The 22016-nt window shown below is 34.8% G+C and carries 18 protein-coding genes; 9 read left to right on the forward strand and 9 right to left on the reverse strand.

All coding sequences use genetic code 11. The features are described 5' to 3' along the window. Positions 1 to 125: 125 nt before the first annotated feature. Together VB798_RS04260 and VB798_RS04265 are read right to left on the reverse strand one after the other, a co-directional pair. Positions 126 to 3971 carry a hypothetical protein gene (locus VB798_RS04260; protein ID WP_323256318.1) on the reverse strand — a complete coding sequence of 1282 codons (3846 nt, stop codon included), beginning with the start codon at positions 3969 to 3971 and terminating at the stop codon, positions 126 to 128. A 382-nt stretch (positions 3972 to 4353) separates the two neighbouring features. Then, entirely contained in the window at positions 4354 to 5328 is a 975-nt protein-coding gene (locus VB798_RS04265) for a hypothetical protein (RefSeq protein WP_323256320.1), read from the reverse strand. A gap of 140 nt (positions 5329 to 5468) precedes the next feature. On the opposite strand from VB798_RS04265, the gene VB798_RS04270 reads away from it, so the two are divergent. After that, the gene (locus tag VB798_RS04270) at positions 5469 to 7094 is read left to right on the forward strand and encodes an amidohydrolase family protein (RefSeq protein WP_323256322.1); all 1626 of its coding nucleotides are present in this window, start codon (positions 5469 to 5471) and stop codon (positions 7092 to 7094) included. A gap of 75 nt (positions 7095 to 7169) precedes the next feature. Here the strand turns inward: VB798_RS04270 and def are convergent, their stop codons facing one another. Both def and VB798_RS04280 read right to left on the reverse strand, forming a co-directional pair. Beyond that, a complete protein-coding gene (def, locus tag VB798_RS04275; protein WP_323256324.1) occupies positions 7170 to 7748 on the reverse strand; it encodes a peptide deformylase in 579 nt (192 codons plus the stop codon). Between the two features lie 92 nt (positions 7749 to 7840). After that, a complete protein-coding gene (locus tag VB798_RS04280) occupies positions 7841 to 9340 on the reverse strand; it encodes a cryptochrome/deoxyribodipyrimidine photo-lyase family protein (protein WP_323256326.1) in 1500 nt (499 codons plus the stop codon). A 112-nt stretch (positions 9341 to 9452) separates the two neighbouring features. On the opposite strand from VB798_RS04280, the gene VB798_RS04285 reads away from it, so the two are divergent. Both VB798_RS04285 and VB798_RS04290 read left to right on the forward strand, forming a co-directional pair. Further along, positions 9453 to 10127 (forward strand): TatD family hydrolase, encoded by a 675-nt coding sequence (locus VB798_RS04285; RefSeq protein ID WP_323256328.1) that lies wholly within the window; start codon positions 9453 to 9455, stop codon positions 10125 to 10127. A 92-nt stretch (positions 10128 to 10219) separates the two neighbouring features. Then, positions 10220 to 10834 carry an inorganic pyrophosphatase gene (locus VB798_RS04290; RefSeq protein WP_323256769.1) on the forward strand — a complete coding sequence of 205 codons (615 nt, stop codon included), beginning with the start codon at positions 10220 to 10222 and terminating at the stop codon, positions 10832 to 10834. A gap of 119 nt (positions 10835 to 10953) precedes the next feature. On the opposite strand, the gene rimO is transcribed toward VB798_RS04290, so the two are convergent. Continuing rightward, positions 10954 to 12264, reverse strand: coding sequence for a 30S ribosomal protein S12 methylthiotransferase RimO (gene rimO / locus VB798_RS04295; RefSeq protein WP_323256330.1), 1311 nt, complete (start codon positions 12262 to 12264; stop codon positions 10954 to 10956). A 368-nt stretch (positions 12265 to 12632) separates the two neighbouring features. Between rimO and VB798_RS04300 the strand changes: the two genes are divergently transcribed. Beyond that, positions 12633 to 12848: a hypothetical protein gene (locus tag VB798_RS04300; RefSeq protein ID WP_407654136.1), complete on the forward strand. Its 216-nt coding sequence runs from the start codon at positions 12633 to 12635 to the stop codon at positions 12846 to 12848. 72 nt (positions 12849 to 12920) lie between these two features. Here the strand turns inward: VB798_RS04300 and VB798_RS04305 are convergent, their stop codons facing one another. From VB798_RS04305 to murB, 4 genes are all read right to left on the reverse strand, one after another. Continuing rightward, positions 12921 to 13727, reverse strand: a complete 807-nt coding sequence (locus tag VB798_RS04305) for a hypothetical protein (protein ID WP_323256332.1) — start codon at positions 13725 to 13727, stop codon at positions 12921 to 12923. Positions 13728 to 13948: 221 nt separating this feature from the next. Continuing rightward, positions 13949 to 15334: a DNA/RNA non-specific endonuclease gene (locus VB798_RS04310; RefSeq protein WP_323256334.1), complete on the reverse strand. Its 1386-nt coding sequence runs from the start codon at positions 15332 to 15334 to the stop codon at positions 13949 to 13951. 128 nt (positions 15335 to 15462) lie between these two features. Next, the gene (gene kdsA, locus VB798_RS04315) at positions 15463 to 16272 is read right to left on the reverse strand and encodes a 3-deoxy-8-phosphooctulonate synthase (protein ID WP_323256336.1); all 810 of its coding nucleotides are present in this window, start codon (positions 16270 to 16272) and stop codon (positions 15463 to 15465) included. A 12-nt stretch (positions 16273 to 16284) separates the two neighbouring features. After that, positions 16285 to 17301, reverse strand: a complete 1017-nt coding sequence (gene murB, locus VB798_RS04320) for a UDP-N-acetylmuramate dehydrogenase (RefSeq protein WP_323256338.1) — start codon at positions 17299 to 17301, stop codon at positions 16285 to 16287. A gap of 157 nt (positions 17302 to 17458) precedes the next feature. Between murB and VB798_RS04325 the strand changes: the two genes are divergently transcribed. The 5 genes from VB798_RS04325 to VB798_RS04345 all read left to right on the forward strand — a co-directional run bounded on the left by VB798_RS04325 (position 17459) and on the right by VB798_RS04345 (position 21832). Further along, entirely contained in the window at positions 17459 to 18034 is a 576-nt protein-coding gene (locus VB798_RS04325) for an SPOR domain-containing protein (protein WP_323256340.1), read from the forward strand. Positions 18035 to 18148: 114 nt separating this feature from the next. Continuing rightward, entirely contained in the window at positions 18149 to 19219 is a 1071-nt protein-coding gene (gene gmd, locus VB798_RS04330; RefSeq protein WP_323256342.1) for a GDP-mannose 4,6-dehydratase, read from the forward strand. A 146-nt stretch (positions 19220 to 19365) separates the two neighbouring features. Beyond that, complete coding sequence (locus tag VB798_RS04335) at positions 19366 to 20511, forward strand: Gfo/Idh/MocA family protein (protein ID WP_323256344.1); 1146 nt, start codon at positions 19366 to 19368, stop codon at positions 20509 to 20511. 72 nt (positions 20512 to 20583) lie between these two features. After that, a complete protein-coding gene (locus VB798_RS04340) occupies positions 20584 to 20751 on the forward strand; it encodes a hypothetical protein (protein WP_323256346.1) in 168 nt (55 codons plus the stop codon). A 28-nt stretch (positions 20752 to 20779) separates the two neighbouring features. Further along, entirely contained in the window at positions 20780 to 21832 is a 1053-nt protein-coding gene (locus tag VB798_RS04345; RefSeq protein WP_323256348.1) for a sugar phosphate isomerase/epimerase family protein, read from the forward strand. Positions 21833 to 22016 lie beyond the last annotated feature (184 nt).

Raw genomic sequence — 22016 nt, forward strand, 5'->3', positions numbered from 1 at the left:
TAATTTATGAGACTTGGATCATAAAGCGAGCGTGACGCTCTTTACCATTTTGTGTAGTAGGAAAACCTATTACCAGTTTTTTAGAAACTAAGGTTGATTTTTAATCCATTCTCTAAATTTCTTATTTAAATGAAATGTTCAGCATCTCTGTTTTTTTCTATTTCAATATCCTTATCAAGATAACCAATATAAGAAGCTGACCATTCTCTTACGCTTTCCGTTTTGTGATTTGATAATTGCTTAAATAATTCTTTCTTAGATTCAAGGAATGGCACAAGAGAGCCTACCCAAGAATAAGTTCCCATATTAGAGCTTAAATTACTACGAACATCTTTTATGTCGCCATATTCGTCTATGAGTCTGAGTGCAATTGGATGCCATTTTGCATAATCTGTGTTGTTATTATCGAAAATTGGTGACAATTCTGCAAGTCTTGATGGTGCCAGAGGTTTATTGATTTCACACCAAGCAAAAATAGAATTTATATCACCTTCAAATAACACTCCAACGCTTCTACCAACTCCACCAATATGAGAACCCAAAATATGTTTAAGTCCATAAAATGTTACATAGTTTTCTTCGCTTGAAAGCAATGCCTCTGATAAATCTTTCCAAATTGGATTGAAATGTACGTTTAATAAAACTATATATACTCTTTGAATATAATGGTCAATATGATATAAGTTCTCCCACGTGATAGAATCAATCACTGACTTGTTTATGAATTTAGCAAAGTCAACTTCTTCTTCATTAGATAGTATATATGAAATAGCTTCTGTCCACTTATAATCATCTAACTTTTGTTTAAATTTTCGGTTAAACCCTAATTTTAATATACATTTTCTGCAAATTGGTATTAGTGACTTTTTTTTCGATTCATCACCATAACTTAGGTCTGAAAACAAATCAAACGTAACCGCATAACCTTCATCTCCGTAGGTGAATAGTCTTTCACTAAAAACAGTTAATTCTTCAAAATTTAGTTGTGTTAAAACATTGCTATATGTAAACGAATAAAAATTCGTAATATCACAAGATTTACTATCAATTAATTGAAATAATAGTTCAAAATACTCTTTACCTGAATTGTCAATTGATAGAAAGTAGAACAATTGGCAATTTAAATCAGAAGATTTAGATAGACTTGAATAAAACTCCTTTTTAATTTCGTCATTTAAATTTGTGATGAAACCGCCAAGAACCGTAAAATTTCTTTCCTGTTGTGGTATCTGTAAGATAACTTCTAATGAAAAATCTATAAATCGATTAATTTTAATTTTATCCTCTTTCAATAATTCAGCTAAGCGTTTACCAAAGTGGTAAGAAAAAGCTTGTTGATTTTTATAAAACGAAGGAAAGGTTTCTTTCCACGAAATATCGTTAGCAATAAATTCGTCAGCTAATTTGATTGTTATTTCAATTACTTTTTCGCTTGAGTAAGTTTCGTCATTATCCAAATGATAAGAACTTGATAATGACAAATACTTAGTTGAAAAATCCGTTTTGGTAAGTAGCTCAACTAAATTATTTATCTCTTCAAGTTGCCTTTCAGAAATGGAATGCTTTTCATATTTTCTTGCAAACTTCAATTCTTTTAAACCTTCGTCCCAATCATTATTTTTCAATTCTGAAATTTCTTCCAAAAATGGTAAAATCAATTCTCCCATTCTTATATGAAACATTGTTCTTATGCTATTTGCAATAACTTCACTTGCTAAATCAGAATATTCATTTTTTGATTTAATGATTTCAAGTAGTTTATTGAGAATGTTTCTCCAATATTCATCTATTTCTTTCCAATTAGGATTGTTGTCAACTAATCTTCTGTTGCCTTGTTGTTCTGCACCGCCCATTCTACTTGCGTGTCCAAAATTCAAACCTATCTTCATCGCTCTAAAGGCAAAATCATAATAGGCTTTATCTCCTTTATTCAATAACCATTCAATTATTTTCCACCGTTCACCCAAATCAGCTTCTGTTCCCGAAAGATGTATGTTGAATAGATGTAAAAACTGACTTGTGGCATTATTTGACCAAGTTTCGTTTTCTGCAATTGCAAATTGTAAAAGAACTTTAGAACTATCAGAAAATGTTCTTTTGTCAAAACACAATTTTTCCAAAGTCCAAACTATGTTTCTTCGTCCTGCTACTATTTTCAATAATTCCTCAGTGGATTTATTAAAAAATTGACGTTTGAAATTTTGAGAAACAGCAATGGGATTCACTTCTACGAAAGAGCGGAAGAGGCGTGACCCCAACTCTGTATTTAAAACTTCCGCATTATCGAAAGGGCTTTCAGACCCTACAATTTTATCAACAATTTCTACAGCCTTTTCATTATAGTCAAGGTATTTCATTTGGTCAGCAAGCGAATTTATCAAGTGCTTTCTATGTGGATTTTCAAGATTGGATATATCTACAATAACTTGTAGCATTCTATCAGATGTACAAGTATCCAGCCATTCAACTGCTAATGCCATTGAAAGTGGGAAAGGTCTAATACTCAAATATCGCCCTTGTTTTTCAAAAATTTCTCTAGCTTTAAAATGCTTTACAACTTCTAAAAATGTACTAATTCTTACTTGTTCTGTATTATTTGATATAGTAATATTTTGATTTGTAGCTATAAATTTGTACTGTAATTCAAGTTCATTTTCAAAACCAAAATAGCTAAACATTGAACAGGACTTTAGAATACTTCGCCACTCTTGCTCCTTGCCTTTTGTTCCAAGAAGTTTATCTAACAAATCTTTGTCTTCTAGCTTGCCAATGAATTCTTCACCATTACTTACGCTTTCTCCCAATAGAACAGCCATTAAGGGAATTCCTTGTGAAAATTCCTTTATTTTTTTCTTACTTTCTTCATTTAAATTGTTAAATCTACTTGAGAGTAATTCTTCAACAACTGATGACAGTTCCTCTTTTCTTATAATTATATAATTTACACCATTTACTTTATCATTTTCAATTTCTTCAGGATTAGAATCAAGAGATATTAAAGACGCTTTGTTTCCTTCTCTATTTATAAGTTGAAGTAGCTGTCTGTGAACTGAAATGGGGCAGTTGTCTAAAACAAGAATTGGGTCGGTTTGTTCTGAAATAGCTTTTGAAATAATGTTTTGGTAGTCTGCATTCGGGTAGATATTACAATTTATGTAAAGTACTCGACTTGAAAGAAAAATCGAATTATCATCAGAATTAATGGGTCTAAATATTTCTAATAAATTTCTCGTTTTACCTAACCCAGACAACCCTAAAATTCTTATTGTTTGATTAGCGTTGTTTAAACCATCAAGAACCAAATCCGTTATTTCTTTTGTCTTATCATTCGGAATAAATGGTTGGGGTGTTAAAATTGAATTTTCCCAATCACTCCAAACTTGTAAAGGGTAGAATTTGCTTTTTTGATTCTGTAAAACAAATTTTGCAGTTTCCTTTATTGCTGAGGCTAAATCATCAACTAATTTCTTTTGAATCTCATCTCTATTTTTTGATTTTTCTGAGTATTTATATTCGATAGGAAATCTAATGTGTTTTAAGTCAAACGGAATGTTGTCTGGATTTTCATTAGGCGAACCATAAGTTGTATTTAAAACCCCAATCATTTTTTCAAGTCCCATAGCATTGTAAGCTACACCATGTTCATAAATTACATTGTTGTTTTGAAATGGTTTGAATTTGTCCCCGACAGCTTTGCGTACAATTTTTTGGAAAGAACTAATTTGATTAACTACAGATAGGTCGGAAATAAAAATATCAGACGTTGGAATTCTTTCATCTGCAATTTTTGAGGCAACTTGAGGCGATCCAGGTTCTCCCGTCACTCCTTCAAGAATTACGAAATCCACGTCCTTAAGTTCTGATTTTAGTTTAATCTTCTTAACAGCTTTTTCAATACAAGTTAGAATGAAGTTTTTGTTGTATTTGGTATTCGTTGTTGTCTGCCAAGAGTAAAATATTTTTATCTTCATATGTTTAAATCTTTGAAAGTGGTCATTGAGTCAGTGAGATGTCGTTTTAGTCTTACCAATAACTTGCTAATATGCAAAAGTTTTGTAGCACTTTTTGTATTACTTAACCTTTGAGTTAAACCTATTCTAGTTGTCTTTCCTCTATGCTATACTTTAAGCAATATTATTTTTCCCACAATCTATAAAATCTCCCAACCTCTCCCAAACTTCCCAATCAATAATTACAAAAAACTTATTATACGGTAAATTTCTTGGTATAGTACAAATAATTTGAGCAATAATACTGACAAGCTTTTTTAGGAAGGGACAGTGTTCACTAAACTGTATCCTTATTTCATGACTCAGTAAAGTGCTACATCCTATCAGTCATGCCATTAGGGGCTTACTTTAACCCATATTTCAAATCCAAACTATCTCTTAAAGGTAAATCTGTTACGTTATGTTTTGTCCAATAGTCAGTTATGATTGTTTTCTTTAAAGTAGCTTTGGTCGTTAAAGATTTTCCTTTGCTGGTATTTGTCTCTGTCCAACCCATAATTTTATATGGAAATGCTTCTTGAAAAATAATTGCTACAGAACGCTTCTTTTCAGGATAATCAAGACTAAATACTTTCAGTTTTTTCTCGCTAAAATCTGTTCCTGTATAATCTTTTAAGCTTGCATTAGCTTGAAGTACTGCGGGCAATTGATGTCTCAATCGACAATAAGTAAAACTTGGAATAATTTTAATTTCACCCGTTGGTAAACTTTCAGGATTAAGACGAATTTTATTCCAAATTTCATCTTCTAAAAGCACTCTTTCTAATGCTATATCTTCTTGTACTTCTTTCTCAAAATAGCTTTTCCCTTCTATTTGATAAGCTCTGTCTCGATTATTCAATTGTAAATAAGCCATTCCGCACCATTCTTGTACAGAAGTAGCTACTTTTAAAGCATGAGGAAAAGCTTTAGTATCAACTGGCGAAAACACAGAAGTCATCACAGAATAATCATAAATTCCAGTCAGGAACTTTTCGATAAAATTTACTTTTAATACATTGGTAGCGGCTTCTTTATTATCAGATTCTAGTTTTACTTGTTTATCCGTTCTGAAATCTTCGGTAACAAAAACTAACACAGCTTCTCCCGGGCAAATTTGTCCGTAACGGTCTTTTTCTAAAGTATAACTACTGACTTCGGCTTTGCCTTTGTACCAATAATTGGCAAAAGTTTTGTCTGAAGCCGTCGGCATTGCCAAGGAAGGAAGTACTGCTTTGGCTGGTTCTTGTTGATAAACGGTTGCACCTTTTGCAAAAGCAAAAACGACCGCTAGCGTGACACAAATGGCTAAAAAATTATTTCTGATGAAGTGATTCATACAATGGAAATTTCAATGATTGAAATGAGATTCAATTTACACATTTTAGATAAATTCCGTATCTTAGAAAAAGAATAAACGTGGTATCGTTTTAGGTACTTACTAATCTAAATTATTAACATTCATCAAACATTCAAACCATGAAAAAACATTTATCAAGTTTCCTTACTTGCTGTTTATTAATCTTTTCTCTAACATCCATCGCACAAATTGAAAAAGCACCTCCACGAGCAGAAGGCGAAGGACAATTCAACCGCATGATTATCAGAGGAGTAAATCTAGTCAACGGAACAGGCTCGCCGATGCAAGGACCTTGTGATATAGTTGTCGAGAAAAATAAAATTGTAGAAATAAAAGTAGTAGGTTATCCGGGCGTTCCGATTGACCCAAAAAGTCGCCCGAAACTGAATGCAGGCGATAAAGAATTAGATTGTACAGGCATGTATATGTTGCCGGGTTTTGTAGATATGCACGGACATATTGGCGGAAAATCGCAAGGTACACCCGCAGAATATGTCTATAAATTATGGCTTGGACACGGCATCACCACCATTCGTGACCCATCGGCAGGAAATGGTTTAGATTGGGTTTTAGAACAAAAAGCAAAATCATTAAAAAATGAAATTACTGCACCAAGAATCTTAGCTTATACAGCATTTGGAATGGGTGCAAAAGAAACTATTTCAACCGCAGAGCAAGCAAAAGCTTGGGTGGAGGAAAATGCTAAAAAAGGAGCTGACGGTATTAAGTTTTTCGGAGCAAGACCAGAAGTAATTGAAACAGCCATCAAAAGAAATAAAGAATTGGGTTTACGTTCGGCATATCATCATGCACAAGTAGATGTGGCACGTTGGAATGTGTTGAACTCTGCTAGAGCGGGACTTACTTCTATGGAACATTGGTATGGTTTGCCAGAAGCACTTTTTGAAAACCAAACGATTCAGGATTATCCAGCAGATTATAATTATAGCAACGAGCAAAATCGTTTTGAAGAAGCAGGGAAATTGTGGAAACAAGCAGCCAAACCGGGTTCAAAACGTTGGAATGAAGTAATGGACGAATTGTTGAAATTGGATTTCACCATCGACCCAACTTTTAATATTTATGAAGCCAATCGTGAGTTAATGTTAGCTCGACGCTCAGAATGGCATGAAGAATACACCATGCCACAATTATGGCGTTTTTATCAGCCTTCGAGAGTTTCGCATGGTTCTTATTGGCAAGAATGGGGAACTGAGCAAGAAGTGCAGTGGAAAGAAAATTATAAACTTTGGATGGCGTTTATCAATGAATATAAAAACAGAGGAGGTAGAGTAACAGCTGGTTCAGATTCAGGCTTTATTTTTCAGTTATATGGTTTTGCTTATATCCGTGAATTAGAATTGTTAAGAGAAGCAGGTTTTCATCCTTTAGAAGTAATTCGTGCGGCGAGCTTAAAAGGTGCTGAAGCTTTAGGAATGGCAGATAAAATTGGAAGTATTGAAGTAGGAAAATTAGCTGATATGGTGATTTTAGAAGAAAATCCACTAAAAAACCTCAAGAATCTTTACGGAACGGGTGCAATCAGATTAACAGAAAACAACGAAGTAGTGCGTGTTGGCGGTGTAAAATACACGATTAAAGATGGTGTAATTTATGATGCAAAAAAATTATTAGAAGACGTCCGTAAAATTGTAGTTGATGCGAAGAAAAAAGAAAACTTCGAGATTTTCCAACCGGGATTAGAGAAAAAGGCTGGCTCAAAAATTCAAGGGAAAAAAGAGTAATAAGATATTATTCTTTCATAAAAAAGCACTTGATTAGCTAATCAAGTGCTTTTTTATGGAAAGGACTGTAAACAATTACTTCGGAAATTTCATTTTGTAATCTACCTTGATATTTCCTTTCGTAATATTAGCAAGCTTGTTTTTCAACATTCTTTTTTTCACAGGACTTAAATGATCTGTGAAAAGAATTCCGTCGATATGATCGTATTCGTGTTGAATAATGCGTGCTGCCAAACCTTCGTACTCTTCAATATGTTCCTTGAAATCAACATCTACGTACTTGATTTTTACATATTCAGGACGATAAACATCTTCACGGATATTTGGAATCGACAAACAGCCTTCTTCAAAAGCCCATTCGTCGCCATCTTCTTCCAAAATTTCAGCATTGATAAATACTTTTTTGAAATCTACTAAAGAAGGGTCTTTATCTCTTTCGTCTAAATCTTCACCTTCATTAAACGGGCGACCGTCCACCACAAACATTCTGATAGCCATGCCAATTTGCGGAGCAGCCAAGCCTACACCAGAAGCATTGTACATAGTTTCAAACATATCTTCTGATAATTTCTTAACATCAATTGAGCCTTTTTCTATATCAACGGCAACTTTTCTTAGAACGGAATCACCGTAGGCAACTATAGGATAAATCATTTTCTGTATTTTCTGAATTCGGCAAAACATCGCCGATTGGTTATGTATGTGATTGACTTTCGCAAATCTTTCCACAAAGTTACAGAAAAGGTTTATTTTTTCTTTCTTCGTTGTAAGGCTTCCTTGTTCGGAATGGTATGTTTTTCTAAAATTTGCTTTTTTGAGGCTTTTACTTCATCTGTTTTGCGGTGTCCCCATATTCGTTCTTTGGCGATTTTAGTATTTTCTTCAAAATTGATAAGTGGCAAAGGATAATCTATGTTGAGATGAAAACCGTAAAAATCTTGTTCCAAGCTCGTCATTTTCCAAGGTTCATGGATGTATGCCAAAGGACAATTCTTTAATTCAGGAAGCCATTGTTTGATAAAAATACCTTCGGGGTCATGCTCTTGAGATTGTTTGATAGGATTATACATCCGAACCGTATTAATACCAGTAACACCTGCTTGCATCTGAATTTGTGGATAATGAATGCCCGGCTCGAAGTCTAAAAACAATCTTGCCAAATGCAAAGCTCCTTCTTTCCAATGCTGAAAAAGTTGATGAGTAAGCACCGAAACCAGCATGGCACGCATCCTAAAATTAAGATAACCTGTTTCAATTAAACAACGCATACAAGCATCCACCAATGTAAAACCTGTCCTGCCTTCAGCCCAAGCTTTAAAGAAATCATCATTTTCAGCAATCAGTAACGAATCGTAGCCACGATTGAGATTTTCAAACTCCATTCGTTCTTCCATTTCAAACTTTTGGATAAAATGACAATGCCAACGTAATCTTGAACCAAAATTATCCAACTGCCACTTGAGTGTTGGATTTGCCTTTGAAGCCTTTATTTGAGCTTGGTAAATTTGTCGAACACTGATACAACCCCAAGCAATATAAGGCGAAAGCCGACTACAGCCTTTTCGAGAAGCCAAAGGTTTTGAGAGCGATTTTGCATAATTTTTTACTCTTTCGTTCAGAAAAGAATGAAGATAACGATGAGCAAAACTTTCTCCTCCGGGCTGTTGTGCTTTATTGAAAGTATAGTCTTTGAAAGGTATTGCAGGATTGTTAATTGCTTGAATGGGCAAATCTTCTGGTAATTTCAAATTTGATTCTATGTTATTGAAATCAGCTTCTGCCAATGGCTTACTCATATATTGATGCCATTCTTTTACCCAATTTTCACGATTGCGTTTGCCTCTAAAAACACCATTACTTTGAAATTCTAGCCAAGTAATTTGCTCTTGTTTACAGAAAGCACTTACGGCTTTGTCTCGATCATAAGTAGTTTTGAGTCCCGTTTCTTGATGTGAAAAGATTTTATGAATAGTTTCTTTTTTGTGTAAAGTTTCCAAGTAAGGAAGTATTTCTCCATGAATAATTTTAATAGAAAGTTGCGGATGAATACTTTGTAATTGTTTGTTCAAATCCCATAAAGCTTCGCAAACAAATTGCCAATGTCTGGCTGAGTAATGGGCATCTTGCATCACAGAAGGTTCAAAACAATAAAGCATCAAAAGCGGTTTATTATCCGCTAATGCTTCTTTCAAGGCTTCGTTGTCTCTCAAACGAAGGTCACGTTTAAACCACAAGATATTTATCACTTATTTTGATAGGACATTTGAGTACTTTATAAATCTTGAAAGGAGTATATTTGTTTTGAGAATGAGTTTTAATTTATAAAATCATTAAATCAAAGCTCTAAACTAATCCCCAATGCCCATCTATCTCAACATTCACACACATCAAACTTCCACAGAAAAAGATACTTTGAGTATTATTAATGCTCAAAACACTTCGGGTTGGATGGATATGGCTGTGGGGAAATTTTCGGTTGGTTTGCATCCTTGGTATATCAAGCCAGAAAATATTGCTGAGGATTTTGTCCAATTAGAAGAATTAGCTTGCCAATCAAACGTTCTAGCCATTGGTGAATGTGGTTTAGACCGATTGATTGATTTAGACATGAGTATTCAAGAAGAAGTATTTATTAGACAAATTCGTTTGGCGGAAACTTTACAAAAACCTGTGATTATCCATTGTGTAAAGGCATTTTCAGAATTGATTATGCTGAAAAAAAAGTTAAAACCAAGCATTCCAATGATTGTGCACGGTTTTAATAACAATGCTCAGATTTGTCAGCAATTGATAAATCATCAGTTTTATCTTTCCTTAGGAAGTGCTTTATTGAATTCCGAATCCAATGCCAGTAAAAACATTTTAACTATCCCAATTCAGCAGTTATTTTTAGAAACAGACGACAAAAATTGCTTTATTTCGACTATATTTGCCCATGCTTCAACCTATTTAACAGAGCCTGTTGAAGTTTTACAAGAACAAATATTACAAAATTTCAAAAGAGTAGTAAGTGCCGATTCGAGCGTGGTATGAAAAAAACATCAAGAGTAAAAAAACCGGTTGAGAAAGTGATTAAAACAGGTATTCCTCACACACCACCATCCATCCACTACCAACCAATTAGTATGCAAAGAAACTTTTATAAAGCCCATCCATGGCATGGCATCCAAATTGGAGATGAAATGCCCAAAATCGTAACAGCTTTCATCGAGATTGTATCGACTGATACTGTAAAATACGAAATCGACAAAGAGACTGGTTATTTGAAAATCGACCGTCCTCAAAAATTCTCTAACATTGTTCCTGCTCTTTACGGTTTTCTTCCTCAAACTTATTGTGGAGAAATTACGGCTCAGTTTGCTCGTGAGCAATCTGGAAAAGAAATCGAAAAAGGTGACGGTGACCCATTAGATATTTTGGTTCTCTCTGAACGTACTATTACTCATGGTGATATTATCTGTCAGGCGATTCCAATCGGTGGAATTAGAATGATTGATAAAGGAGAAGCTGATGATAAAATCATCGCTGTGTTGAAAGGCGATTCAATGTACGGTGGCTGGACAGACATTTCGCAATGTCCAAAACCTATCATCGACCGTTTAGTTCACTACTTCTTGACTTACAAAAATATTCCTGGAGAAGAAAAAGTAGCTGTTGATATTGATGAGGTTTACGGTGCAGAAGTAGCTCACCAAATTATCTTAAAATCAAGAGAAGACTACCGTAACTTGGTAGGATAAAATGTTTGATTTGAAAATTTGAGGATTTGAAAATTTGAAAATGTTGTAGTGGAAGCCTGATATTATAATCTTTCCCAACAAGTACAATCTTCAAATTTTCAAATCTCCAAATTTTCAAATTAAGCAATCACTTCTCCGTACAAATCAAATTCCTCTGCACGATTTACTTTTACGTTGGCAAAATCGCCCAAACGCACGTATTGCGTAGCCGGAACTAATACTTCATTATCCACTTCTGGCGAGTCGAATTGTGTTCTTCCGATAAAATATCCACCTTCTTTTCTGTCGAATAATACTTTGTAAGTATTCCCGATTCTGTTCTGGTTCAATTCCATCGAAATATCTTGTTGCAAAGCCATAATTTCGTCGGCACGCTCTTGTTTTACTTCCGCAGGAACATCATCTTCAAATGAATGTGAATGCGTATCATCTTCATGCGAATACGTGAAAACACCCAGTCGGTCGAAACGCATTTTTTCAACAAACTGATAAGTTTCTTCAAAATCTGCTTCGGTTTCTCCCGGATGTCCAGAAATCAAAGTTGTTCTCAAGGCAATTTCTGGTACTCTATCACGAATGGCATTGATTAAATCTTCGGTTTTTTCACGAGTAATTCCACGACGCATTCTTTTCAATACTTCCGAAGAACCACTTTGTAAAGGCATATCCAAGTACTTACAAATGTTCGGATATTTTGCCATTGTGTCTAAAACATCCATCGGAAAACCTGCTGGATAAGCGTATTGCAAACGAATCCAATCAAGTCCTTCGATGTCGGCAAATTGCTCTAACAATTCAGAAAGATTACGCTTTTTATAAATATCTAATCCGTAATATGTTAAATCTTGGGCAATCAGAATCAATTCTTTTGTACCACGTTTTACTAATGATTTTGCTTCAACGACCAAATCTTCAATAGAACGAGAAACGTGTCCACCACGCATCAAAGGAATCGCACAGAAAGAACAAGGACGGTCGCAACCTTCTGCAATTTTTAGGTAAGCGTAATGCGTTGGCGTAGTCAACAAACGTTCGCCAATCAATTCGTGTTTATAATCCGCTTTTAAGGTTTTTAGCAAACGAGGTAATTCGTTTGTCCCAAAAAAAGCATCAACTGCTGGAATTTCAGCTTCTAATTCATCTTTATAGCGATGCGACAAACAACCTGTAACATATAATTTATCAATAATGCCAGATTCTTTGGCATCAACGTATCTCAAAATTGTATCAATAGATTCTTGTTTGGCATTATCAATAAATCCACAAGTATTTACAATCACAACGTTGGCATCGTCCTTTTTAGATTCATGCGTAACATTCATGCCATTGCCTTTCAATTGCGTGTAAATTACTTCCGAATCCACCAAGTTTTTACTACAACCCAGCGTTACGATATTTACTTTATTCTTACGTAATGTTTTAGTTTTCATTTCAAGAAGCCCAAAATTTGATGGGAAATTTTATGTGCTTTAGCACTTGTTATCTGTTAATCGCAATCTGTTATCCGTCCCCAAAGGCTTAAATCTCAAGATTTATTACCACTAAGTTTTGAACAAATTAGAATTAGCCTGCAATTTACAACAAAATTTTTCAGCATTAAGCTTTGAAGAGAGTGCTTCTATTTTTTCTTTTGAATTGGAAGTGATTCGAGAAGTATTTTTGCTATTTCAGAAATTACCAAAGAAATGAAAATACCTTGTTTCATTTTTAGTAGTAAATTTGTCATTCCAAAAAATAGAGGGTTTTTGATTGGTATAATCAATCCGAAATCTAACATCCCAATTCCCAAATCAAAATCATGGATTTCAATTTTAAACAATATCACATGCGTTCAATCAATGCTGCTTCGGCAGAAGAACGTGCAGCCATCAATCAAGAATTAAAAGATTTTTATGCTTCTTTGAACGAAGAAGACCAAAAGATATTCAACACCCAATTACAAACTTTTATTGCCAGAGAAATGGGACGTTTGAAAACGGATTATGAGGCGATTAAGCAGGGAACGCAGAATTAGCTGTGAGCTTTGAACTGATTTTGCCTTTTCAATAAAAAAGCTCAAAGCTTACGGCTCAGAGCTTAACAACTACTAAAAATCATAACTAACTGATACACCCGATACATTGGCTCTTGAAGATGGTGTTGAAAAACCTCTTAAAGAATCAGAAGAACCAAAATTGATTCTTTCGTAACGGAGTTTGATGGTTAGCTTTTTGATTTTTGCACCAATTTCAACAGCAGGAGATAACTGTCGTTTTAAATCTAATTCAGCATTGGGCAAATTAAGATTTTTTTCGTCTAATTTCAATTTAGAAACAATCGGGTAGCTTCCTGAAATTCTTAAAGTAAGTTTCACTTTAGACTTCGTTGAATAATTCAATTTTGCACCAAAAGATGGAGATAAGAATTTGTATTTTTCTTCTACCAATAAAGGACTGCCCTCTGTTCCATAATCGGTAGTACGTTGCCAAATTTTTCCTTCTAAGCCCAAAAATGGTTCAATACTTATGTTTGAACTATCTCTTAATTTGAATGGAATTCCCACATCTGCATTGATAAAACCTCCGTTATAAGTAGTTTTAGGCGTTGGCGATACAAAACTCGAGTGACTTCCGTATTTATCATAACTTGAAGAAAAAGCAGATGGATTTGATGGCGTTAAAACACTTGATCCAATTGTTTTGAAAAGTGCTGTACCAAGTGTGATATTTACTTTTTTACTTGGCTGGAGCTTGAGGTCGATACCAAATTGACCAACCGTATTTTTCTCTAACCAGTCAATATTTTTGATTGAACCTGTTGGAGAAATCGTAATAAATTTGAGACTATCAGATTGAGCCCTTACACCCAAAGATGTAGCGCATAAGATTATGGTTAAATGTATAAATCGTTTCATAGGACAAGGGCAAAAATGAAATCTCATTTTCATCAATTATATTCAAACGCAAAATTAATTTTTAAATTGTCAAAATCACGACAATTTAAAATAGTTTTCCCCTGAAAAATTCTTAAAAAAACTTAAATTATTTTGTTAAATAGCAATGAGCTTTGAGTTAAAGTGACAGGTTTTGACATATTGATTTCAAAAATAAAAATAAGGTAAATCATCAGGTATAATTACTCCTTATCAACAACATTTTCAACTACTTTCTGAATATTTGTAGGTACGTTTGACAAAAAATCATAACCCGTCAAGCGTTCTAATTCATCTACAGATATTCTATATTTTTTCCAATCTCCAGCTCCTACTGAATTCAGATTGGGCATATTTACTGCAATTACTCTCGTTGTTGTGTTAACTCTCACAGCGTCATATTCCCCAACTGGCAATACTACAATTACTTTCCAAATAGAAGCTGGCACTACAATATTATTGTTTTTCCCAATTGTTTTGGTCGTGCCGTTAGAACCTGTACCACCTTGCCCAAGTGTGCCCGCCAAAATATATAATTCATTTCCTTGGTCGAGTAATGTTCTTGTATATTCTTCTAAATGCTTCCAAATCCCTCGGTTGTTTTCAGGAGCTTGTGGCACCATGTTGGTCATGAAAAAAGTCTCTTGATTTTCTTCTGGATTGCCATCTCTGTCATCCGAAGGACATAAATGCCCTCTGTCGAAACCCGCATCAGAGTAATCTCTTGGTGTAACTTGGTACCATCCTTCTGGTAAAGTATTATCGGGACGAAAGTTATTTTGACGAGCCGCATCACCTTTCCAAGCTTTGCTCAAATGCCAAGAAACCCAATTTGCAATGTTTTTACTTTTATTATAAGAAAGCGAATAGGATGTTTTTGTCATCAAAAAATTATTCGGCGAAGAAGTACTTGAAATCGCTTTTGAAGGATTTCCTAAAGCTAAATTATCATCCCGTGTAGGTTTTGAAATCAAAACTATGGGTTCTTGAACAGTAGCAGAAGTACTTGGTGACTTAACGGCGTTTAAATAAGTAGCAATGCTAATATCATCAATATTCAAGCGGTTTTCTGTACCATCGGTTTTTCTGATTTCTATTCTACTTGGCTTTTTAGTAATTACTTCAAAAGTTGCTATTTTTAATTTTTTATTGGTTGCTTTTATGGCTTTTCCCATTTTCATCCAAGCCTTCCCAGCGTTGGTTGAAACCCAGAGTTCAAAGCTAGCTTCTTCATCGGTTTGATAAATTCCGTACTTCAGTTTTACTTGCTGAATACCCGTCGGAATATCAAAATTCATTGTCAGTTTAGACTTTTCTTTCATTCTGACCGACTTCTCTCCATTTTTAGCGTCGTTATCAGAACCTCCAATCATCGCATTATCGAATGTCCATTCTCCTGATGAAGTACTTACAACATCAATTGCATAGCTATTTTTAGAAGCTGTTTCAAACTTTTCAGGGAAGTTTTGTGCAACTTTTGTAACAGGTTCTTGAAAAGATTTTTCAAAAGCATACGATGCAGAAACTGACATCGTAAACAAAGACATCATTAAGCCAAGAAAAGTTAGAATGAAAGTTTTTCTGAACATTGTTTTTGGGAAAAAGATTTTATTAAACAGACTTTGGGTAATTGTGATTGAGTGAGTTGTGAATAAGTGATTGATTTTTAAATTATACATCCAATAAAAAAACAATCACTTATTCACAACTCACTCAATTATATCACCGCTTGGCGTACTCTTACCAATTTCTCTAACAATTCTTCCAATTTATCCAAAGGCAACATATTAGCGCCATCAGATTTTGCGATGGCAGGATTTGGATGCGTTTCGATAAAAATACCATCCGCTCCTACTGCAATGGCTGCTTTGGCAATGGTTTCAATCATTTTTGGTTGTCCACCAGTTACGCCAGTTGTTTGGTTTGGTCTTTGTAAAGAGTGCGTACAATCCATCACTACAGGCACTCCATGCGCTTGCATTTCAGGAATGTTACGATAGTCCACGACTAAATCGCCATAGCCAAAAGAATTACCACGGTCCGTTAAAAATACTTGTGCAGAAGGATTTTCATGAAGGATTTTTTCAACGGCAAATTTCATCGAAACACCAGCCATAAATTGCCCTTTTTTAATATTCACCGCTTTACCAGTGCGAGCAGCAGCAGCCAATAAATCTGTTTGACGACATAAAAAAGCAGGAATTTGTAATACATCAACGTACTTTGCAGCCATTTCAGCCTCTTGCGATTCGTGAATATCCGTAACTGTTGGTAAATCGTAATGATTACCAATTTCTTGTAAAATTTCTAAAGCAGTAATATCGCCAATACCTGTAAACGAATCTAATTTAGTACGATTTGCCTTGCGATACGAACCTTTAAAAATATAAGGAATGCCAAATTGGTCAGTAATTCCTTTGATTTTTTCAGCAATTTCAAAAGCCAAATCACGGCTTTCAATGGCACAACTTCCTGCCATCAAGAAGAAATTATTCGTTTCGGTATGTTTTAATTTTGGGATGTTCATTCTTGAGATGTTTTATATATAATTTACTTCTGGACTCAATTTAATACCAAATTTATCCAGTACTGATTGCTGTACTTTTTCGGCTAGTTTCTTGATTTCGTTGCCATTTCCTCCACCGTAATTCACTAAAACTAAAGCCTGACGAGCGTGAACGCCAATTTGTCCATCTCTAAAACCTTTCCAACCTGCTTGCTCTATTAACCAACCTGCTGGCACTTTTACAGTATTTTCATTGATTGGGTAACTTGGTAACGTTGGATATTCTATCAAAATTTGCTTGTATTGTTCAATCGGAATTTCAGGATTTTTGAAAAAACTGCCAGAATTTCCAATTTCGGCTGGGTCTGGTAATTTACTCCTACGAATTGAAATAACTGCATCGCTTACGGCTTTGATTGAAAGATCTGTTACATTCATTTCCGCCAATGTTTTTTGAATATCACCATAAGCAGTTTTGAAAGTCGCTACTTTATTCAAATGAAAAGTAACCGAAGTAATCACATATTTTCCTTTCAAAGCATGTTTAAAAACGCTTTCACGGTAACCAAACTGACAAGCTGTTAAACTAAAAGTTTCTATTTCAAGCGTTTCCAGATTAAGGGCTTGTAATTCCTGAAAAACATCTTTGATTTCTACGCCATAAGCACCAATATTTTGCATGGGTGCAGCACCAACTGTACCCGGAATGAGTGAAAGATTTTCAATACCCGCATAATGATTCTCTACACAAAACATCACAAATTGATGCCAAATTTCACCCGCTCCCGCTTTAATATGAACAGTATTTTCGTCTTCAAAAACTTTTTCAACTCCTTTTAAAGCAATTTTTATGACTAATCCTTCGTAATTCTTGGTAAGTAGTAAATTACTTCCGCCTCCTAAAAACAATTTATCAAGGTTCTTGAAATCAGGATTTTGGAGAATATCTTTCAGTTCTTCAACAGTATTTACTTCAACAAAATATTGTGCAGAAGCTTCCAGACCAAAAGTATTGAAGGGTTTTAAAGAAATATTTTGTTGAATATTCATGGGGTTTTTAGAAATCAAAAATCAGAATTAAGGATGCTCAATAGCGGAAACAAAGTTACAATGAAAAAGGATATTTCAAGTTTTTGTCAAAAATTGTATCTTTGATGAATACTTCTTTTCAAGCCACCAAAAGTCTATCTGAAAAACTCAATTTTATATGCAACGCTTTCTTTTTATTTGTCTATCCATATTTTTAGTAATTCTAAGTGCTTGTTCCCCCAAGGTTGTTTCTAGCAAAGGTTCTTCTACTTCTGCCAGTACAAAATCATCTCATAAAAAAACAGATAAAATTTATGAAGAAGATTTATCGCAATATTTGCCCAAGTACAAACAACTAAACGAGGCAAGTGATACGCTGAATTATTCGAAAAAAAATACAAAAAAGGCTTATTTAACCGAAGAGCCTATGCACATCAACAAAAAACTGGATGCTATTTTAGATACGATTTCGCTTAAAAATAAAAGTATTCGCTACGCAAATGGTTTCAGAATCCAGATTTATGTAGGAAATGACAGAAAAGCCGCTGATGATGCCAAGATTTATACTTACCAAACTTATCCAGAAATTTACCCTTATCTTAGCTATCAACAACCAATTTATAAAGTAAAAATTGGTGATTTCCTAAACAGAATGGATGCTGAAAGATACTTTGTTACGATTAAAGAAAATTTCCCTTCGGCAATGATACTGCCCGACAGAGTAGAAATAAAAAGAGGAATACTAGTTAAATAAAGTAAGAACTTGGGTTTTAGCTTTTTGGTTTAGTATTTTTGTATTGAATAAAATCACATTTAATTTTTAATTGCCCCCAAAATTAAAATCCCTCTTGGGCAGGGGTTGGACTACATGAAAAAAGCTCTTATTACAGGTATCACCGGGCAAGACGGTGCATATTTAGCAGAATTACTCCTCTCTAAAGGCTATGAAGTACATGGTATCAAGCGAAGAAGTTCATTAATTAATACACAAAGGATTGATCATCTTTATGAAGATTTACATGAAGATGGTGTGAAATTTATACTCCATTATGGTGATTTGAGTGATTCAACCAATATTATCAGAATTATTCAAGAAGTTCAACCAGATGAGATTTATAATCTTGGGGCGATGTCACACGTGAAGGTTTCTTTTGATGAACCCGAATATACTGCTCAAGTTGATGGTATCGGTACATTGAGAATTCTTGAGGCGGTTCGTTTATTAGGTTTGAATAAAAAAACTAAAATATATCAAGCTTCTACTTCTGAACTGTATGGTTTGGTTCAAGAAGTTCCACAATCGGAAACTACTCCATTTTATCCACGTTCTCCTTACGCAGTTGCCAAATTATACGCTTACTGGATTACTGTAAACTATCGTGAAGCATACAATATGTTTGCCGTAAACGGTATTCTATTTAATCATGAATCGCCTTTACGTGGAGAAACTTTTGTGACCCGTAAAATTACTCGTGCTGTTTCTCAAATCGCTTTGGGGCAACAAGAACAATTATACTTAGGGAATTTGGATGCACAACGTGACTGGGGACACGCCAAAGATTACGTAGAAGCCATGTGGTTAATTTTACAACAAGAAGTACCTGAAGATTTTGTTATTGCTACTGGAGTAACCACTCGTGTTCGTGAATTTGTAAGAATGGCATTTGCTTATTTGGGCATAGAAATTGGATTTGAAGGAGAAGGAGTCAATGAAATTGGTAAAGTAGTAGCTTGCCACAATCCTGAATATCAAGTAGAAATTGGGAAAGTGGTAGTTTCTGTAGATGAAAGATATTTCCGTCCAACAGAGGTAGAATTACTCATTGGAGATCCAGCAAAATGCCAAGCAAAATTGGGTTGGTCGCCAAAATATGATTTAAAAGGACTGGTTGATGATATGATGCAGTCGGATATTGCTTTGTTTAAAAATAAGCAATAAGACGAAATTCTATCTAAACAGTACAAAACCTCCATTTTCCTGATAAATGTTAATTATATTTGAAGGAATTGAATGTTATAAAGTATTATTATCCTATATATTTTCAATCAAAAAAGAATACTTATCCAAATAACAATTATTTAACCATGGAAAAAATCAAAGTCGGCGTAGTCGGAACTGGGTTTATCGGGCCTGCTCATATTGAGGCATTAAGAAGACTTCCAAATGTAGAAGTAACAGCACTTTGTGAAGTAAATATTGAATTAGCGACTGCCAAGGCTGCACAATTAGGTATCGAGCGTCCATGTACGTTTGAACAATTATTGGCAATGGAAGATATTGCTTGTGTGCATATTTGTACTCCCAACTTTTTACATTATTCACAATCAAAAGCAGCTTTATTGGCTGGTAAACACGTTGTTTGTGAAAAACCATTGGCTAAAGATTTACACGAAGCTGAAGAATTAGTAGCCTTAGCTGCTGAAACTGGTTTGGTAAATGCCGTTCACTTCAATTTACGTTATTATCCTTTGGTTCGCCAAATGAAAACAATGCGTGAAAAAGGTGATTTAGGTGAAGTGTATTCAGTAATTGGTTCTTATTTACAAGACTGGTTATTCTATGAAACTGATTATAACTGGCGTTTAGAACCAGATAAATCTGGAGATTCTCGTGCAATTGCTGATATTGGTTCACACTTGATGGACATTATCGAGTATATCACTGGCTTAAAAACGGTTGAAGTAATGGCCGATTTCAATACGATTCACAAAACTCGTAAAAAGCCTTTGAAACCAGTAGAAACATATTCTGGCAAAATGCTTCAACCAGAAGACTATGCAGATGTAACAATTACAACGGAAGACCATGCTAACGTTTTATTACGTTTCGATAATGGAAATCGTGGTTCGGTAACAGTTTCTCAAGTTTCGGCTGGACGTAAAAATCAATTGAAATTAGAGATTTCTGGTGGAAAGAAAACATTTGCTTTCAACTCAGAAGCACCAAACGAAATCTGGATTGGTAATCGTGATGGCTACAACCAATCTTTAATGCGTGACCCTTCTTTAGCATATCCAGAAGCAAGTGCATTGATGACTTTCCCAGGTGGACACAACGAAGGTTTCCCAGATACTTCTAAGCAATTATTCAAAGAAGTATATGCAGCCGTTGCTGCTGGTAAACAACCAGAAAAACCAAATTATCCTACTTTTGCTGATGGATATAGAGAATTATTAATCTGCGAAAGAATTCTCGACAGCCACAGAAGCCAAAGCTGGGTGAAGGTTTAGATGTTTAGTAAATGAATGATTGGTGATTTAGTGATTAACTGAATCACCAATCTTATTTTACACCTTCAAGAAATGGACACAAATAATTATCTTCCTAAAGATGAATTTGCTGAACTCATCTTTGGACGCATAAAAGCATTTGGTTTACGCATTAATGAAGGAAATGAAATTTTAAAAATTCTATCAAAATCCAGAAAAACAACAGGAGAATTATTGAAAAAAAAGGGTATTGACTCTTAACTCACTCATTCACAACTCACAATTTTTCATGAAAACAATCAAAGGTCCTGCTATATTTTTAGCACAATTTTTAGATAACGTTGCTCCTTTCAATACCCTTGATTCAATTACTTCTTGGGTAGCTGACTTAGGATATAAAGGAGTACAAATTCCTACTTGGGATGCTCGTGCAATTGATTTACAATTAGCAGCCGAATCAAAAACTTATTGCGACGAATTGAAAGGTAAATTGGCGGATAAAGGTATCCAAATCACTGAACTTTCAACGCACTTGCAAGGACAGTTGGTAGCAGTAAACCCTGCTTACGACGTGATGTTCGACGGCTTTGCACCAGATTCAGTAAAAGGAAATCCAAAAGCTCGTACAGAATGGGCTGTGCAACAATTGAAGTATGCAGCAAAAGCTTCTCAGAACTTAGGGTTAAAAGCTCATGCTACTTTCTCTGGTGCTTTGATGTGGCATACAGTTTATCCTTGGCCTCAACGCCCTGCGGGTTTGGTAGAGCAAGGTTTTACAGAATTGGCTAATCGTTGGTTGCCTATTTTGGATGCTTTTGAAGATTCAGGAGTTGACCTTTGCTACGAAATTCACCCAGGAGAAGATTTACACGATGGCGTTACTTTTGAAATGTTCCTTGAAAAAGTAGGTAATCACAAACGTGCCAACTTACTTTATGACCCATCTCACTTTGTGTTACAATGTTTGGATTACTTACAATACATTGATTTCTATCACGAAAGAATCAAGATGTTCCACGTAAAGGATGCAGAGTTTAATCCAACTGGAAAACAAGGCGTTTATGGCGGTTATCAGTCATGGGTAAATCGTGCTGGTCGTTTCCGTTCTTTAGGCGATGGACAAGTTGACTTTGGTTCTATTTTCTCGAAATTAACACAATACGGCTACGATGGTTGGGCGGTGTTAGAATGGGAATGTGCTATCAAAGATCCTGTTCAAGGCGCAACAGAAGGCGCTCCATTTATTGACTCAAACATCATCCAAGCGACATCTAAAGTATTTGATGACTTCGCTGGCGGTGGTGCTGATATAGAATTGAATAAGAAGATTTTGGGAATTTAAGAGGCTATCAGTAGTCGGATTTCAGATATCAGCTTTCTGTTTACAAAACCCTTGCAAGCCTGCAAGGGTTTTTATTTTTAAAATTTAGGGTATTTAATTTTTGATTTATCAAAATAATAGTATTTTTATTGTCAATATCATACCATATCAGTAATTATATTAAAAAATTCTATGTAAAGTAAGT

This window comes from Arcicella lustrica, assembly GCF_034930985.1.
GTDB classification, from domain to species: Bacteria; Bacteroidota; Bacteroidia; order Cytophagales; family Spirosomataceae; genus Arcicella; species Arcicella lustrica.

Bases quoted from the DNA above. Each gene is read 5' to 3' on its own strand.
- VB798_RS04345 (WP_323256348.1), top strand. From the start codon at position 20,780: ATGAAAACAATCAAAGGTCCTGCTATATTTTTAGCACAATTTTTAGAT.
- gmd (WP_323256342.1), top strand. From the start codon at position 18,149: ATGAAAAAAGCTCTTATTACAGGTATCACCGGGCAAGACGGTGCATAT.
- VB798_RS04335 (WP_323256344.1), top strand. From the start codon at position 19,366: ATGGAAAAAATCAAAGTCGGCGTAGTCGGAACTGGGTTTATCGGGCCT.
- VB798_RS04260 (WP_323256318.1), bottom strand. From the start codon at position 3,971: ATGAAGATAAAAATATTTTACTCTTGGCAGACAACAACGAATACCAAA.
- VB798_RS04300 (WP_407654136.1), top strand. From the start codon at position 12,633: ATGGATTTCAATTTTAAACAATATCACATGCGTTCAATCAATGCTGCT.
- VB798_RS04340 (WP_323256346.1), top strand. From the start codon at position 20,584: ATGGACACAAATAATTATCTTCCTAAAGATGAATTTGCTGAACTCATC.
- kdsA (WP_323256336.1), bottom strand. From the start codon at position 16,272: ATGAACATCCCAAAATTAAAACATACCGAAACGAATAATTTCTTCTTG.
- VB798_RS04285 (WP_323256328.1), top strand. From the start codon at position 9,453: ATGCCCATCTATCTCAACATTCACACACATCAAACTTCCACAGAAAAA.
- VB798_RS04310 (WP_323256334.1), bottom strand. From the start codon at position 15,334: ATGTTCAGAAAAACTTTCATTCTAACTTTTCTTGGCTTAATGATGTCT.
- VB798_RS04270 (WP_323256322.1), top strand. From the start codon at position 5,469: ATGAAAAAACATTTATCAAGTTTCCTTACTTGCTGTTTATTAATCTTT.
- VB798_RS04265 (WP_323256320.1), bottom strand. From the start codon at position 5,328: ATGAATCACTTCATCAGAAATAATTTTTTAGCCATTTGTGTCACGCTA.
- def (WP_323256324.1), bottom strand. From the start codon at position 7,748: ATGATTTATCCTATAGTTGCCTACGGTGATTCCGTTCTAAGAAAAGTT.
- VB798_RS04290 (WP_323256769.1), top strand. From the start codon at position 10,220: ATGCAAAGAAACTTTTATAAAGCCCATCCATGGCATGGCATCCAAATT.
- VB798_RS04325 (WP_323256340.1), top strand. From the start codon at position 17,459: ATGCAACGCTTTCTTTTTATTTGTCTATCCATATTTTTAGTAATTCTA.
- VB798_RS04305 (WP_323256332.1), bottom strand. From the start codon at position 13,727: ATGAAACGATTTATACATTTAACCATAATCTTATGCGCTACATCTTTG.
- rimO (WP_323256330.1), bottom strand. From the start codon at position 12,264: ATGAAAACTAAAACATTACGTAAGAATAAAGTAAATATCGTAACGCTG.
- murB (WP_323256338.1), bottom strand. From the start codon at position 17,301: ATGAATATTCAACAAAATATTTCTTTAAAACCCTTCAATACTTTTGGT.